23 protein-coding genes and 1 pseudogene are annotated in these 12226 nt (G+C 62.4%); all 24 read left to right on the forward strand.

Annotated elements, in window-relative coordinates; translation table 11 throughout:
- Nucleotides 1-76 (forward strand): annotated as a pseudogene (locus FJ959_RS24850) (elongation factor Tu); the annotation flags it as partial.
- Nucleotides 77-142: 66 nt separating this feature from the next.
- Nucleotides 143-451, forward strand: coding sequence for a 30S ribosomal protein S10 (gene rpsJ / locus FJ959_RS24855; protein WP_006205468.1), 309 nt, complete (start codon nucleotides 143-145; stop codon nucleotides 449-451).
- A 61-nt stretch (nucleotides 452-512) separates the two neighbouring features.
- A complete protein-coding gene (gene rplC, locus FJ959_RS24860; protein WP_140632687.1) occupies nucleotides 513-1241 on the forward strand; it encodes a 50S ribosomal protein L3 in 729 nt (242 codons plus the stop codon).
- Nucleotides 1241-1861, forward strand: coding sequence for a 50S ribosomal protein L4 (gene rplD, locus FJ959_RS24865; protein WP_140501259.1), 621 nt, complete (start codon nucleotides 1241-1243; stop codon nucleotides 1859-1861). Before rplC ends, rplD begins: the two co-directional genes overlap by 1 nt.
- Nucleotides 1858-2151, forward strand: coding sequence for a 50S ribosomal protein L23 (locus FJ959_RS24870; RefSeq protein ID WP_006205465.1), 294 nt, complete (start codon nucleotides 1858-1860; stop codon nucleotides 2149-2151). Before rplD ends, FJ959_RS24870 begins: the two co-directional genes overlap by 4 nt.
- Before the next feature lie 22 nt (nucleotides 2152-2173).
- Complete coding sequence (gene rplB, locus FJ959_RS24875) at nucleotides 2174-3007, forward strand: 50S ribosomal protein L2 (protein ID WP_140501261.1); 834 nt, start codon at nucleotides 2174-2176, stop codon at nucleotides 3005-3007.
- Between the two features lie 16 nt (nucleotides 3008-3023).
- On the forward strand, nucleotides 3024-3302 hold the full coding sequence (gene rpsS, locus FJ959_RS24880) for a 30S ribosomal protein S19 (protein WP_006205463.1): 279 nt from the start codon (nucleotides 3024-3026) through the stop codon (nucleotides 3300-3302).
- Between the two features lie 2 nt (nucleotides 3303-3304).
- On the forward strand, nucleotides 3305-3694 hold the full coding sequence (rplV, locus tag FJ959_RS24885) for a 50S ribosomal protein L22 (RefSeq protein WP_006205462.1): 390 nt from the start codon (nucleotides 3305-3307) through the stop codon (nucleotides 3692-3694).
- Entirely contained in the window at nucleotides 3694-4422 is a 729-nt protein-coding gene (gene rpsC / locus FJ959_RS24890) for a 30S ribosomal protein S3 (protein WP_140501263.1), read from the forward strand. The genes rplV and rpsC overlap by 1 nt, the downstream gene beginning before the upstream one ends.
- Nucleotides 4423-4449: 27 nt before the next feature.
- The gene (gene rplP / locus FJ959_RS24895) at nucleotides 4450-4863 is read left to right on the forward strand and encodes a 50S ribosomal protein L16 (protein WP_027026963.1); all 414 of its coding nucleotides are present in this window, start codon (nucleotides 4450-4452) and stop codon (nucleotides 4861-4863) included.
- A 13-nt stretch (nucleotides 4864-4876) separates the two neighbouring features.
- Entirely contained in the window at nucleotides 4877-5077 is a 201-nt protein-coding gene (gene rpmC, locus FJ959_RS24900) for a 50S ribosomal protein L29 (RefSeq protein WP_006205459.1), read from the forward strand.
- An 11-nt stretch (nucleotides 5078-5088) separates the two neighbouring features.
- Complete coding sequence (gene rpsQ, locus FJ959_RS24905) at nucleotides 5089-5328, forward strand: 30S ribosomal protein S17 (protein ID WP_010909280.1); 240 nt, start codon at nucleotides 5089-5091, stop codon at nucleotides 5326-5328.
- An 85-nt stretch (nucleotides 5329-5413) separates the two neighbouring features.
- Nucleotides 5414-5782 carry a 50S ribosomal protein L14 gene (gene rplN, locus FJ959_RS24910; RefSeq protein WP_006205457.1) on the forward strand — a complete coding sequence of 123 codons (369 nt, stop codon included), beginning with the start codon at nucleotides 5414-5416 and terminating at the stop codon, nucleotides 5780-5782.
- A gap of 12 nt (nucleotides 5783-5794) precedes the next feature.
- A complete protein-coding gene (gene rplX / locus FJ959_RS24915; protein WP_006205456.1) occupies nucleotides 5795-6109 on the forward strand; it encodes a 50S ribosomal protein L24 in 315 nt (104 codons plus the stop codon).
- The gene (rplE, locus tag FJ959_RS24920; protein ID WP_140501265.1) at nucleotides 6102-6680 is read left to right on the forward strand and encodes a 50S ribosomal protein L5; all 579 of its coding nucleotides are present in this window, start codon (nucleotides 6102-6104) and stop codon (nucleotides 6678-6680) included. Before rplX ends, rplE begins: the two co-directional genes overlap by 8 nt.
- 27 nt (nucleotides 6681-6707) lie before the next feature.
- A complete protein-coding gene (gene rpsN, locus FJ959_RS24925) occupies nucleotides 6708-7013 on the forward strand; it encodes a 30S ribosomal protein S14 (protein ID WP_013895695.1) in 306 nt (101 codons plus the stop codon).
- Between the two features lie 12 nt (nucleotides 7014-7025).
- A complete protein-coding gene (gene rpsH, locus FJ959_RS24930) occupies nucleotides 7026-7424 on the forward strand; it encodes a 30S ribosomal protein S8 (protein ID WP_006205453.1) in 399 nt (132 codons plus the stop codon).
- A 91-nt stretch (nucleotides 7425-7515) separates the two neighbouring features.
- On the forward strand, nucleotides 7516-8049 hold the full coding sequence (rplF, locus tag FJ959_RS24935; protein ID WP_140632689.1) for a 50S ribosomal protein L6: 534 nt from the start codon (nucleotides 7516-7518) through the stop codon (nucleotides 8047-8049).
- A 139-nt stretch (nucleotides 8050-8188) separates the two neighbouring features.
- Entirely contained in the window at nucleotides 8189-8548 is a 360-nt protein-coding gene (rplR, locus tag FJ959_RS24940) for a 50S ribosomal protein L18 (protein WP_140501271.1), read from the forward strand.
- Nucleotides 8549-8695: 147 nt separating this feature from the next.
- Nucleotides 8696-9259 carry a 30S ribosomal protein S5 gene (gene rpsE / locus FJ959_RS24945; protein WP_006333394.1) on the forward strand — a complete coding sequence of 188 codons (564 nt, stop codon included), beginning with the start codon at nucleotides 8696-8698 and terminating at the stop codon, nucleotides 9257-9259.
- A 24-nt stretch (nucleotides 9260-9283) separates the two neighbouring features.
- Nucleotides 9284-9481, forward strand: a complete 198-nt coding sequence (rpmD, locus tag FJ959_RS24950; RefSeq protein ID WP_006205449.1) for a 50S ribosomal protein L30 — start codon at nucleotides 9284-9286, stop codon at nucleotides 9479-9481.
- A gap of 22 nt (nucleotides 9482-9503) precedes the next feature.
- Nucleotides 9504-9977, forward strand: a complete 474-nt coding sequence (gene rplO, locus FJ959_RS24955; RefSeq protein WP_140501273.1) for a 50S ribosomal protein L15 — start codon at nucleotides 9504-9506, stop codon at nucleotides 9975-9977.
- Nucleotides 9978-10167: 190 nt separating this feature from the next.
- On the forward strand, nucleotides 10168-11508 hold the full coding sequence (gene secY, locus FJ959_RS24960) for a preprotein translocase subunit SecY (protein ID WP_140501275.1): 1341 nt from the start codon (nucleotides 10168-10170) through the stop codon (nucleotides 11506-11508).
- Entirely contained in the window at nucleotides 11505-12113 is a 609-nt protein-coding gene (locus FJ959_RS24965; RefSeq protein WP_140632692.1) for an adenylate kinase, read from the forward strand. Before secY ends, FJ959_RS24965 begins: the two co-directional genes overlap by 4 nt.
- The last annotated feature ends 113 nt before the right edge of the window (nucleotides 12114-12226 follow it).

The raw sequence follows: 12226 nt of genomic DNA on the forward strand, positions 1-12226 counted from the left end.
AGAGAAGCTGCGCTTCGCCATCCGTGAAGGCGGCCGCACCGTCGGTGCCGGCATCGTCGTCACCATCAAAGAGTAATTTGGACTTAAACCGATCTGTCGCGGGCGCGGGTGCCCGCGCCGCGCCAGAACAAGGAAGTGACGCATGAACGGACAGAATATCCGCATCCGCCTGAAGGCGTTTGATCACCGGGTGCTCGACGCCTCGACGCGCGAAATCGTGTCGACGGCCAAGCGCACCGGTGCCAACGTCCGCGGCCCCATTCCGCTGCCGACGCGGATCGAAAAGTTCACGGTCAACCGGTCGCCTCACGTCGACAAGAAGAGCCGCGAGCAGTTCGAGATGCGCACGCACAAGCGTCTGCTCGATATCGTCGATCCGACCCCGCAGACCGTCGATGCTTTGATGAAGCTCGATCTGGCCGCCGGTGTCGACGTCGAGATCAAGCTCTAAGGGAATGAGAGCGCGGTAAGGGGCGGTGCCCCTGGCCCGGAACTCTAAAGGAATTGAACCGATGCGTTCAGGTGTGATTGCAAAGAAGGTGGGAATGACCCGCATCTACAACGATGCCGGGGAACATGTTCCCGTCACCGTTCTCCAGATGGAGAACTGCCAGGTCGTGGCGCAGCGCACGCAGGAGAAGAATGGCTACACCGCCGTTCAGCTCGGCGTTGGCCTTGCCAAGGTGAAGAACACGTCGAAGGCGATGCGCGGCCATTTCGCGACCGCTTCCGTCGAGCCGAAGGCCAAGCTTGCCGAGTTCCGCGTCTCCGCTGACAACATGATCGATGTCGGCGCCGAGATCACGGTCGAGCATTTCGTCGCCGGCCAGAAGGTCGACGTCACCGGCACGACGATCGGCAAGGGTTTCCAGGGCGTCATCAAGCGCCACCACATGGGTGGTGGCCGCGCGACCCACGGTAACTCGGTCTCGCACCGCACGCACGGCTCGACCGGCCAGCGCCAGGACCCCGGCAAGGTGTTCAAGGGCAAGAAGATGGCCGGCCACATGGGCGACACGCGCGTCACCACGCAGAACGTCGAGATCGTCTCGACCGATGCCGACCGCGGCCTGATCCTGATCCGCGGCGCGGTTCCCGGGTCGAAGGGTGCGTGGATCCTGGTTCGCGACGCCGCCAAGGTGGCGCTTCCGGCCAATGCGCCGAAGCCCGCCGCGATCCGCCCAGTTGCTGGCGGTATGGGCACGAAGAATGAGGCTCCGGCCACAGAGGGAGCGGAATAATGGATCTCAAGATCACAACGCTGGGCGGCAAGGACGCCGGCAAGGTGAAACTCTCCGAGGAGATTTTCGGCCTTGATCCGCGCGAGGACATTTTGCAGCGCGTCGTGCGCTGGCAGCTCGCCAAGAAGCAGCAGGGCACGCACAAGGCCAAGGGCCGCGCCGAGATCGCGCGCACCGGCGCCAAGATGTACAAGCAGAAGGGTACGGGCCGCGCCCGTCACCATTCGGCGCGCGCTCCGCAGTTCCGCGGCGGCGGCAAGGCTCACGGCCCGGTCGTTCGCAGCCACGAGCACGAGCTGCCGAAGAAGGTCCGCGCGCTCGGCCTCAAGCATGCTCTCTCGGCCAAGGCCAAGAGCGCGTCGATCATCGTCATCGACGAGCTGAAGCTGACCGAGGCAAAGACCAAGGCGCTGATCGCGAATTTCGCGACGCTGGGCCTGACGAACGCCCTGGTGATTGGTGGCGCCGAGCTCGACCGGAACTTCAAGCTGGCCGCGACCAACATTCCGAACATCGACGTGCTGCCCATCCAGGGCATCAACGTCTACGACATTCTGCGCCGCGGCACGCTGGTCCTTTCGAAGGCCGCCGTCGAGGCTCTCGAGGAGCGCTTTAAATGACCGACCTTCGTCATTACGACGTAATCGTCAGCCCGGCGATCACCGAAAAGTCGACCATGGCTTCCGAGCAGAACCAGGTCGTCTTCAACGTCGCCAAGAAGGCGTCGAAGCCGGAAATCAAGGCCGCCGTCGAAGCGCTGTTCGGCGTCAAGGTGATGGCCGTGAACACGCTTGTCCGCAAGGGCAAGATCAAGCGCTTCCGCGGCACGATCGGCCGCCAGAGCGACGTCAAGAAGGCGGTAGTGACGCTGGCCGACGGCCAGTCGATCGACGTCGCGACGGGTCTCTGAGCAAGGCCGCGAGGACAGGACAATGGCACTTAAAAAATTCAACCCGATAACGCCGAGCACCCGTCAGCTGGTCATCGTCGACCGCTCGGGCCTCTACAAGGGCAAGCCCGTCAAGGGTCTGACCGAGGGCCTGACCAAGTCGGGCGGCCGTAACAATTACGGCCGCATCACTGCACGCTTCATCGGCGGCGGTCACAAGCGTTCGTACCGCATCATCGATTTCAAGCGCCGCAAGTTCGACGTCGTCGGCACGGTCGAGCGCATTGAATACGATCCGAACCGCACCGCCTTCATCGCGCTGATCAAGTATGACGATGGCGAGCTGTCCTACATCATCGCTCCGCAGCGCCTTGCCGCAGGCGACAAGATCGTGGCTGGCGAAGCGGTCGACGTGAAGCCGGGCAATGCGATGCCGCTGGCCTCGATGCCGGTCGGCACGATCGTCCACAACATCGAGCTGAAGCCGGGCAAGGGCGCCCAGGTCGCCCGTTCGGCTGGCGGTTACGCCCAGCTCGTCGGCCGCGATCAGGGCATGGCGATCCTGCGCCTCAACTCGGGCGAGCAGCGTGTCGTTCACGGCTCCTGCATGGCTACCGTCGGTGCCGTGTCCAACCCGGACCACGGCAACATCAACGACGGCAAGGCCGGCCGCACGGTTTGGCGTGGCAAGCGCCCGCACAATCGCGGCGTGACCATGAACCCGGTCGACCACCCGCATGGCGGTGGTGAAGGCCGCACCTCCGGTGGCCGCCATCCGGTCTCGCCGTGGGGCAAGCCGACCAAGGGCAAGAAGACGCGGTCCAACAAGGCGACCGACAAGTTCATCCTGCGCTCGCGCCATCAGCGCAAGAGCTAAGAAGAGGTAACGCCAAGTGACTCGTTCTATTTGGAAAGGCCCCTTCATCGACGGCTACCTTCTCAAGAAGGTGGACAAGGTTCGTGAAGGTGGTCGCAATGAGGTGATCAAGATGTGGAGCCGTCGCTCCACCATCCTGCCGCAGTTCGTCGGCTTCACCTTCGGTGTCTACAACGGCCAGAAGCATGTTCCCGTCTCGGTGAACGAGGACATGGTCGGTCACAAGTTCGGTGAATTCGCTCCGACGCGGACCTATTACGGTCACGGCGCGGATAAGAAGGCGAAGAGGAAATAATCATGGGCAAGGCCAAAGCTCCGCGCAGGCTTGCTGACAACGAAGCGCGCGCCGTACTGCGCACGATCCGTATCAGCCCGCAGAAGCTGAACCTGGTTGCCGCGCTGATCCGCGGCAAGAAGGTCGCGACAGCGCTTTCCGACCTGGAATTCTCGGCCAAGCGGATTTCCGGCACGGTCAAGAAGACGCTGGAATCGGCGATCGCCAACGCGGAAAACAATCACGACCTCGACGTCGATGCGCTGATCGTGGCGGAAGCCTATGTCGGCAAGTCGATCGTCATGAAGCGGTTCCATGCCCGGGGCCGTGGTCGCGCCAGCCGTATCGAGAAGCCGTTCTCGCACCTCACGATCGTCGTTCGTGAAGTCGAAGAAAAAGGGGAGGCCGCATAATGGGCCAGAAAGTCAATCCGATCGGTCTTCGCCTCGGCATCAACCGCACCTGGGATTCGCGCTGGTTCGCGAACACCGGCGAGTACGGCAAGCTGCTGCATGAGGACATCAAGATCCGCAAGTACCTCGAGAAGGAGCTCAAGCAGGCTGCCATCTCGAAGGTCGTGATCGAGCGTCCGCACAAAAAGTGCCGCGTCACCATCCATGCCGCGCGCCCGGGTCTGATCATCGGCAAGAAGGGCGCCGACATCGAGAAGCTTCGCAAGAAGCTGATGGAGATGACCAAGTCCGAGACGCACCTCAACATCGTCGAAGTGCGCAAGCCGGAAATCGACGCGACCCTGGTCGCCCAGTCGATCGCCCAGCAGCTCGAGCGCCGCATCGCGTTCCGCCGCGCCATGAAGCGTGCCGTGCAGTCGGCGATGCGCCTCGGTGCCGAAGGCATCCGCATCAACTGCTCGGGCCGTCTCGGCGGCGCTGAAATCGCGCGCATGGAATGGTACCGTGAAGGCCGCGTGCCGCTGCACACGCTGCGTGCCGATGTCGACTACGGCACGGCCGAGGCGAATACGGCGTACGGCATCTGCGGCGTCAAGGTGTGGGTGTTCAAGGGCGAGATCCTCGAGCACGACCCGATGGCTTCGGAGCGCCGCGCGACCGAGGGCGATCATGCGCATGGCGGTGGTGGTGGTGATCGCGAACGCGGTCGTCGTCGCGAAAACGCCTGAGACATTTAGGAATTTGGAGTTAGAACGATGCTGCAGCCAAAGCGCACAAAGTTCCGCAAGCAGTTCAAGGGCCGCATCCACGGTACCGCCAAGGGCGGCACCAACCTGGATTTCGGTGGTTTCGGGCTGAAGGCGCTTGAGCCGAACCGCGTCACCGCGCGCGAGATCGAAGCGGCCCGCCGCGCGATCACCCGCGAGATGAAGCGCGCCGGCCGTGTCTGGATCCGTATTTTCCCGGATCTGCCGGTCACCTCGAAGCCGACCGAAGTCCGCATGGGCAAGGGCAAGGGCGCGGTCGACTACTGGGCGGCGCGCGTCAAGCCGGGCCGGATCATGTTCGAGATCGACGGCGTCAATGAAGAAACCGCCCGTGAGGCACTGCGTCTCGGCGCGGCCAAGCTCTCGGTCAGGACGCGCTTCGTACAGCGCATCGCAGAATAAGGACGGGCTGATCATGAAAGCCGAAGACATCCGGACCAAGACCCAGGACCAGCTGACCGACGACCTGGCCAGCCTGAAGAAGGAGCAGTTCAACCTGCGCTTCCAGAAGGCGACCGGCCAGCTCGAAAAGACCGCGCGCGTGAGGCAGGTCCGCAAGGACATTGCGCGTATCAAGACCATCGCTGCGGAAAAGTCCGCGGCTAAGAAGGCTTAAGGACGAAAACCATGCCAAAGCGCATTCTGCAGGGCACCGTCGTCAGCGACAAGAACGAGAAGACGGTTGTCGTCAAGGTCGAACGGCGCTTCACCCATCCCGTGATGAAGAAGACCGTGCGCATGACCAAGAAGTACAAGGCGCACGACGAGAACAACGCCCACAAGGTTGGCGATCAGGTGTTCATCCAGGAATCGAAGCCGATTTCCAAGGACAAGCGCTGGATTGTCGTGTCTTCGGACCAAGCCTGATCTCTGGGCGTAAACAAACGAATTTTGGACAGACCGGGGAGGGGTGAAGAACCCGTCCCGTTAGAAAAGAAGAAGGCGGCCAGTCATGATTCAGATGCAAACAAACCTCGACGTCGCGGATAATTCCGGCGCCCGTCGTGTCATGTGCATCAAGGTGCTGGGCGGCTCGAAGCGGAAATACGCTTCCGTGGGCGACATCATCGTGGTGTCGATCAAGGAAGCCATCCCGCGCGGCCGCGTGAAGAAGGGCGATGTGATGAAGGCGGTCGTGGTTCGCACGGCCAAGGACATCCGCCGCCCGGACGGCAGCGTGATCCGTTTCGACAAGAACGCGGCCGTTCTCGTCGACAACAAGAAAGAGCCGATCGGCACGCGTATCTTCGGACCGGTTCCGCGCGAACTCCGCGCCAAGAACCACATGAAGATCATCTCGCTCGCGCCTGAAGTGCTGTAAGGAGCCGGACCAATGCAGAAGATTAGAAAAGGCGACAAGGTCGTCGTGCTGGCTGGCAAGGACAAGGGCCGTTCGGGCGAAGTCCTGTCGGTTCAGCCGAAGGACGACACCGCGCTGGTGCGCGGCGTCAACATGATCCGTCGTCACCAGAAGCAGTCCCAGTCCCAAGAGGGCGGGATCATCACCAAGGAAGCGCCGATCCAGCTGTCGAACATCGCGCTGGCCGACCCCAAGGATGGCAAGCCGACCCGCGTCGGCTTCATCTTCCAGAAGGACGGCAAGAAGGTGCGCGTCGCCAAGCGCTCGGGAGAAGTCATCAATGGCTAAGGCTCAAACCAAGCAGGCGACTGCCCAGAACACGCCGCGCCTCAAGCAGGTCTACAACGATACCATCCGCAAGGCCTTGCAGGAGCAGTTCGGTTACGACAACGAGATGCAGGTTCCGCGCATCGACAAGATCGTGCTGAACATGGGCGTTGGCGAAGCGACCGGCGATTCGAAGAAGCCTTCGATCGCGGCCGAGGATCTGGCGATGATCGCCGGCCAGAAGGCCGTCGTCACCCGCGCCCGCAATTCGATCGCGGGCTTCAAGGTCCGCGAGAAGATGCCGATCGGCGCCAAGGTCACGCTGCGCAAGGAGCGCATGTACGAGTTCCTCGACCGCCTCGTGAACATCGCGCTGCCGCGCGTCCGCGACTTCCGCGGACTGAATCCGAAGAGCTTCGATGGCCGTGGCAACTACGCCATGGGCATCAAGGAACACATCGTGTTCCCGGAGATCAACTACGACAAGGTTGATCAGATCTGGGGCATGGACGTCATCGTTTGTACGACTGCGAAGACGGACGACGAAGCCAGGGCACTGCTCAAGGCCTTCAACTTCCCCTTCCGCCAGTAACGGCAGCGAGAAAAGGAAAAATCTGAAATGGCAAAGACCAGCTCAGTCGAGAAGAACAACAGGCGCCGCAAGCTTGCCGACCAGTACGGTCCCAAGCGCGCTGCCCTGAAGGCGATCATCATGGACCAGTCCAAGCCGATGGAGGAGCGCTTCCGCGCTCAGCTCAAGCTTGCCGCCATGCCGCGCAACTCGGCCAAGATCCGCATCCGCAACCGCTGCGAAGTCACCGGCCGTCCGCGTGCCTACTATCGCAAGCTCAAAGTATCGCGCATCGCGCTTCGTGATCTCGGCAATAACGGCCAGATCCCGGGCCTGGTCAAGTCGAGCTGGTAAGGAGGACATAACATGTCATTGAGCGATCCTCTCGGCGATATGCTGACCCGCATCCGCAACGCCTATGGCCGCAAGAAGTCGAGCGTGTCGACGCCGGCCTCGCGTCTGCGCACCCGCGTCCTCGACGTGCTGAAGGCTGAAGGCTATATCCGCGACTACAGCCAGACCGATTTCGACAACGGCAAGTCCGAAATCGAGATTGAGCTGAAGTATTTCGACGGAGCGCCGGTGGTGCGCGAAATCGCCCGCGTCTCGAAGCCGGGCCGCCGCGTTTACGTTTCGGCCAAGTCGATCCCGCATGTCGCCAACGGCCTCGGTATCGCCATCCTTTCGACGCCGAAGGGCGTGATGGCCGACCACGAAGCGCGCGAACAGAACGTCGGTGGCGAGATCCTCTGCCAGATCTTCTGATCCGGCAGCGTGATCCCGAAAAATGGAATCCGGTCTTCGGATCGTTCCGAAGACAGAGACCTGAAACAAGAGAAGTGACGAGGACAACAAAATGTCTCGTATTGGAAAGAAACCCGTTTCGCTGCCGCAGGGCGTGACCGCGACCGTCAACGGCCAGACCGTGACGGCGAAGGGCCCCAGGGGCGAGCTGAAGTTCGTGGTCAACGACGAAGTGCTGGTCAAGATGGAAGGCAGCGAGATCGCTGTCGAGCCGCGCGACCAGTCCAAGACCGCCCGCTCCAAGTGGGGCATGTCGCGCACGCAGATCGTCAACATCCTGCAGGGCGTCAAGGACGGCTTCGAGAAGAAGCTCGAGATCACCGGCGTCGGCTATCGCGCCGCCTTGCAGGGCAAGAACCTGCAGCTGGCGCTCGGCTTCAGCCACGACGTCGTCTACGAGACGCCGCAAGGCATCACCATCACCGTGCCGAAGCCGACCGAAATCACCGTTGCCGGTATCGACAAGCAGCAGGTCGGCCAGGTGGCCGCGGAAATCCGCGAATACCGTGGTCCCGAGCCCTACAAGGGCAAGGGCGTCCGCTACGCAGGCGAGAAGATCGTCCGCAAGGAAGGCAAGAAGAAGTAGTGGGTTTGGCCCCGGGAAGGTGCAGACTTTTCGGAAGGGGCCAAGCCAGGAAGTGTAACGCCGCGGGGAGCGGTCGCGGGAGGCGCTTTCGCCTACCGCACAGGGCGGCCCCCGTTTTCTGAAGGCAAGGAAGACCATCATGGGTACCAAGGAAGCCACTCAGCGCCGCGCGCAGCGCGTCCGCCGCCAGATCAAGAAGGTCGCCGGCGAGCGTCCGCGCCTGTCGGTTCACCGCACGTCGAAGAACATCTACGTCCAGGTCATCGACGACGCCAAGGGCCACACCATCGCTGCCGCCTCGACCCTCGAGAAGGACCTCAAGGGTTCGCTCAAGACCGGTGCAGATACCGCTGCCGCTGCCGCGATTGGCAAGCTGATCGCCGAGCGTGCCGCCAAGGCGGGAGTCAAGGAAGTCGTCTTCGACCGCGGCCCGTACATCTATCACGGCCGCGTCAAGGCGCTGGCCGAGGCGGCTCGTGAAGGCGGCTTGAGCTTCTAAGCCTGATCCGGACCGAAAGTCGGCAGAAAGTTGCAGACTTTTCGAAACGGATCATGCAAGGGAGTGATGATTTTCACCGTCGGCGACCCGCAATGAGGCGTCGGCATTCAGCAACCCGTGCTTCCGGAAAAGAACAAGGAACAGGATATGGCACAGGAACGTAGGGATGGCGGCCGCGGCCGCGATCGTGAAGAACGCGATGACGGCATGGTCGACAAGCTCGTCCACATCAACCGTGTCGCCAAGGTCGTCAAGGGCGGCCGCCGCTTCGGTTTTGCAGCACTCGTCGTCGTCGGCGACCAGAAGGGCCGCGTCGGCTTCGGTCACGGCAAGGCGCGCGAAGTGCCGGAAGCCATCCGCAAGGCAACCGAATCGGCCAAGCGCGACATGATCTTCGTGCCGCTGCGCTCGGGCCGCACGCTGCACCACGATGTCGAGGGACGCTGGGGCGCCGGCCGTGTTCTCCTGCGCGCCGCCAAGCAAGGTACCGGCATCATCGCCGGCGGCCCGATGCGTGCCGTCTTCGAGACGCTCGGCATGCATGACGTGGTCGCCAAGTCGATGGGTTCGTCGAACCCTTACAACATGGTTCGCGCCACTTTCGACGCGCTGAAGAGCCAGATGCATCCCAAGGATGTGGCTGCCGCGCGCGGCATCAAGTATTCGACCCTTCAGGCCCGCCGCGGCACCGCCGTCGCGGCTGAAGAATAGTCGATCTGACCAGGGATTTTGACCATGGCCAAGAAAGCAACCAAGACCATCACCGTTGAGCAGATCGGTTCGCCGATCCGCCGCCCGAAGGAACAGCGCGCGACGCTGGTCGGCCTCGGCCTCAACAAGATGCACAAGCAGCGCACGCTGGAAGATACGCCTTCCGTGCGCGGCATGATCGCTGCCGTCCAGCATCTCGTCCGCGTCGTGGACGAGGGCTGAGCACAGGCGCAGGAGAAGCAAGATGAAACTCAACGATCTGCGTGACAAGGACGGCGCGACGCATTCGAAGAAGCGTCTCGGCCGCGGCATCGGCTCCGGTTCCGGCAAGACTGCCGGTCGCGGCGTCAAGGGCCAGAAGGCGCGCTCCGGCGTCGCCGTCAACGGCTTCGAGGGTGGCCAGATGCCGCTCTATCGGCGCCTGCCGAAGCGTGGCTTCAACAACATCTTCGCCAAGAGCTTCACCGTCGTCTCGCTGGCCCGTATCCAGGCTGCTGTAGACGCCAAGAAGCTCGATGCGAAGGCGACCGTGACGGCCGAGGCGCTGGTAGCCGCCGGCGTCATCCGTCGCGTGAAGGACGGCGTGCGCGTGCTGTCGGACGGCGATCTCAAGGCGAAGCTCGCCTTTGACGTCGCCGGGGCCTCCAAGGCCGCGATCGAGAAGATCGAAAAGGCCGGCGGTTCGGTCAAGCTGCCGCAAGAGGCGGCCGCCGAGTAACAGCAATTTGAAGCGCGCTCGGCAAGGCCGATCCGGTTTTGCTTTCGATCACGCTTCGACCTGTTCAATATGGCGGCCGCGTCAACGCGGCCGCTTGCATGTTTACAGTCCGGAGCTTATCTCGTGAGCTTCGGTGACACGCGCCGCCTGACCTTAGGGCCATCAAGCGTGACCAAGCGGAGAATCGGGCATGGCTTCGGCTGCTGAACAACTAGCCTCGAATCTGAATTTCTCAGCCTTCGCCAAAGCGGAGGACCTGAAGAAACGAATCTGGTTCACCGTCGGCGCGCTGCTCGTCTACCGCCTCGGCACCTACATCCCGCTTCCCGGCATCAATCCCGATGCCTTCGCGCAGGCCTTCTCTTCGCAGAGCAAGGGCGTGCTGGGCATGTTCAACATGTTCGCCGGCGGCGCCGTGCAACGCATGGCGATCTTCGCGCTCGGCATCATGCCTTACATTTCCGCTTCCATCATCATGCAGCTGATGACCTCGGTCATCCCGTCGCTGGAAGCGCTAAAGAAGGAAGGCGAGCAGGGCCGCAAGGTCATCAACCAGTACACGCGCTACGGCACGGTGCTCCTGGCGCTGGTGCAGGCCTATGGTATTTCGGTCGGGCTTGAAGGCGGCAACGGCATCGTCAGCGATCCCGGCATGTTCTTCCGCATCTCGACCGTCGTCACGCTGGTCGGCGGCACCATGTTCCTGATGTGGCTCGGCGAGCAGATCACCGCGCGCGGCATCGGCAACGGCATTTCGCTAATCATCTTCTCCGGCATCGTCGCCGGCCTGCCACATGCCATTTCCGGCACGCTGGAACTCGGCCGCACCGGAGCGCTGTCGACCGGCCTGATCCTGGCGATCATCGTGCTGGCCATCGTCGTCATCGCGCTCATCGTCTTCTTCGAGCGCGCCCAGCGGCGTCTGCTGATCCAGTATCCGAAGCGTCAGGTCGGCAATCGCATGTTCCAGGGCGACACTTCCCACCTGCCGCTCAAGCTCAACACGTCGGGCGTCATCCCGCCGATCTTCGCCTCGTCGCTGCTCTTGCTGCCGGCCACCGTCGCCGGCTTCTCGCAGACCACGAACATGCCGGCCTGGGCCAGCACCATCCTGGCCTCGCTCGGCCATGGCCAGCCGCTCTACATGTTGTTCTACGCGGCGATGATCGTGTTCTTCGCCTTCTTCTACACCGCGATCGTGTTCAATCCGAAGGACACCGCCGACCAGCTCAAGAAGCACTCCGGCTTCATTCCCGGCTATCGTCCGGGCGAGCGCACCGCCGACTATATCGACTACGTTCTTACCCGCATCACCGTCGTCGGCGCCATCTATCTGGTGCTGGTCTGTCTGCTGCCGGAGTTCCTGATCTCGGCGACTGGCGTACCATTCTACCTTGGTGGCACATCGCTTCTGATCGTGGTCAGTGTCACGCTCGACACGGTTGCGCAGATTCAGGGCCACCTGATCGCGCACCAGTATGAAGGCCTGATCAAGAAGTCGAAGCTGCGCGGGGGGAAGAAAGCCAGATGAGGTTGATTTTGCTTGGGCCGCCAGGAGCGGGCAAGGGGACACAAGCACAAAGACTGGTAGAGAGACACGGCATCCCCCAGCTTTCCACGGGCGACATGCTGCGCGCCGCGGTCCAGGCCGGTACCGAAGTCGGCAAGCGCGCCAAGGCGGTCATGGATGCCGGCGAGCTGGTCTCGGATGCCATCGTCAACGCCATCGTGGCCGAGCGCATTGACCAGCCCGATTGCGCCAATGGTTTCATCCTCGACGGCTACCCGCGTACGCTGGTGCAGGCTGATGCGGTTGAATCGATGCTTGACGAACGTGGCATTGCGCTCGACACCGTCATCGAGCTTGTCGTCGACGACAAGGCGCTGGTCGGCCGTATCGTCAAGCGAGCCGATGAGGCCAAGGCAGCCGGTCAGCCGGTGCGCAAGGACGACAATCCGGCGGTGTTCGAGGAGCGGCTGCGGGAATATTACAAGAAGACCGCTCCGCTGATCGGCTATTATTATGCCAAGCGCCGGCTGAAGAGCGTGGACGGCATGGCTGGTATCGATGCCGTGACGTCGGAGATCGAAGCCGTGCTCGCGGCGACGATGAAAGAGGCCGCCTCGGCCAAATAGCGATTGTGCTTGACTGAAGCGGTCCGCTGGGGTATGGCGGCCCGTCTTCCTGTCAGGCATGGAGTTTGCTTGCCCGCAAGGGCAGGGCAGCCGTTTTTGACCAGGAAACTCCC

The sequence above is a fragment of the Mesorhizobium sp. B2-2-4 genome (genome assembly GCF_006442375.1).
Taxonomy (GTDB): Bacteria; Pseudomonadota; Alphaproteobacteria; order Rhizobiales; family Rhizobiaceae; genus Mesorhizobium.

Bases quoted from the DNA above. Each gene is read 5' to 3' on its own strand.
- rpsJ (WP_006205468.1), top strand. From the start codon at position 143: ATGAACGGACAGAATATCCGCATCCGCCTGAAGGCGTTTGATCACCGG.
- rplC (WP_140632687.1), top strand. From the start codon at position 513: ATGCGTTCAGGTGTGATTGCAAAGAAGGTGGGAATGACCCGCATCTAC.
- rplD (WP_140501259.1), top strand. From the start codon at position 1,241: ATGGATCTCAAGATCACAACGCTGGGCGGCAAGGACGCCGGCAAGGTG.
- FJ959_RS24870 (WP_006205465.1), top strand. From the start codon at position 1,858: ATGACCGACCTTCGTCATTACGACGTAATCGTCAGCCCGGCGATCACC.
- rplB (WP_140501261.1), top strand. From the start codon at position 2,174: ATGGCACTTAAAAAATTCAACCCGATAACGCCGAGCACCCGTCAGCTG.
- rplV (WP_006205462.1), top strand. From the start codon at position 3,305: ATGGGCAAGGCCAAAGCTCCGCGCAGGCTTGCTGACAACGAAGCGCGC.
- rpsC (WP_140501263.1), top strand. From the start codon at position 3,694: ATGGGCCAGAAAGTCAATCCGATCGGTCTTCGCCTCGGCATCAACCGC.
- rplP (WP_027026963.1), top strand. From the start codon at position 4,450: ATGCTGCAGCCAAAGCGCACAAAGTTCCGCAAGCAGTTCAAGGGCCGC.
- rpmC (WP_006205459.1), top strand. From the start codon at position 4,877: ATGAAAGCCGAAGACATCCGGACCAAGACCCAGGACCAGCTGACCGAC.
- rpsQ (WP_010909280.1), top strand. From the start codon at position 5,089: ATGCCAAAGCGCATTCTGCAGGGCACCGTCGTCAGCGACAAGAACGAG.
- rplN (WP_006205457.1), top strand. From the start codon at position 5,414: ATGATTCAGATGCAAACAAACCTCGACGTCGCGGATAATTCCGGCGCC.
- rplX (WP_006205456.1), top strand. From the start codon at position 5,795: ATGCAGAAGATTAGAAAAGGCGACAAGGTCGTCGTGCTGGCTGGCAAG.
- rplE (WP_140501265.1), top strand. From the start codon at position 6,102: ATGGCTAAGGCTCAAACCAAGCAGGCGACTGCCCAGAACACGCCGCGC.
- rpsN (WP_013895695.1), top strand. From the start codon at position 6,708: ATGGCAAAGACCAGCTCAGTCGAGAAGAACAACAGGCGCCGCAAGCTT.
- rpsH (WP_006205453.1), top strand. From the start codon at position 7,026: ATGTCATTGAGCGATCCTCTCGGCGATATGCTGACCCGCATCCGCAAC.
- rplF (WP_140632689.1), top strand. From the start codon at position 7,516: ATGTCTCGTATTGGAAAGAAACCCGTTTCGCTGCCGCAGGGCGTGACC.
- rplR (WP_140501271.1), top strand. From the start codon at position 8,189: ATGGGTACCAAGGAAGCCACTCAGCGCCGCGCGCAGCGCGTCCGCCGC.
- rpsE (WP_006333394.1), top strand. From the start codon at position 8,696: ATGGCACAGGAACGTAGGGATGGCGGCCGCGGCCGCGATCGTGAAGAA.
- rpmD (WP_006205449.1), top strand. From the start codon at position 9,284: ATGGCCAAGAAAGCAACCAAGACCATCACCGTTGAGCAGATCGGTTCG.
- rplO (WP_140501273.1), top strand. From the start codon at position 9,504: ATGAAACTCAACGATCTGCGTGACAAGGACGGCGCGACGCATTCGAAG.
- secY (WP_140501275.1), top strand. From the start codon at position 10,168: ATGGCTTCGGCTGCTGAACAACTAGCCTCGAATCTGAATTTCTCAGCC.
- FJ959_RS24965 (WP_140632692.1), top strand. From the start codon at position 11,505: ATGAGGTTGATTTTGCTTGGGCCGCCAGGAGCGGGCAAGGGGACACAA.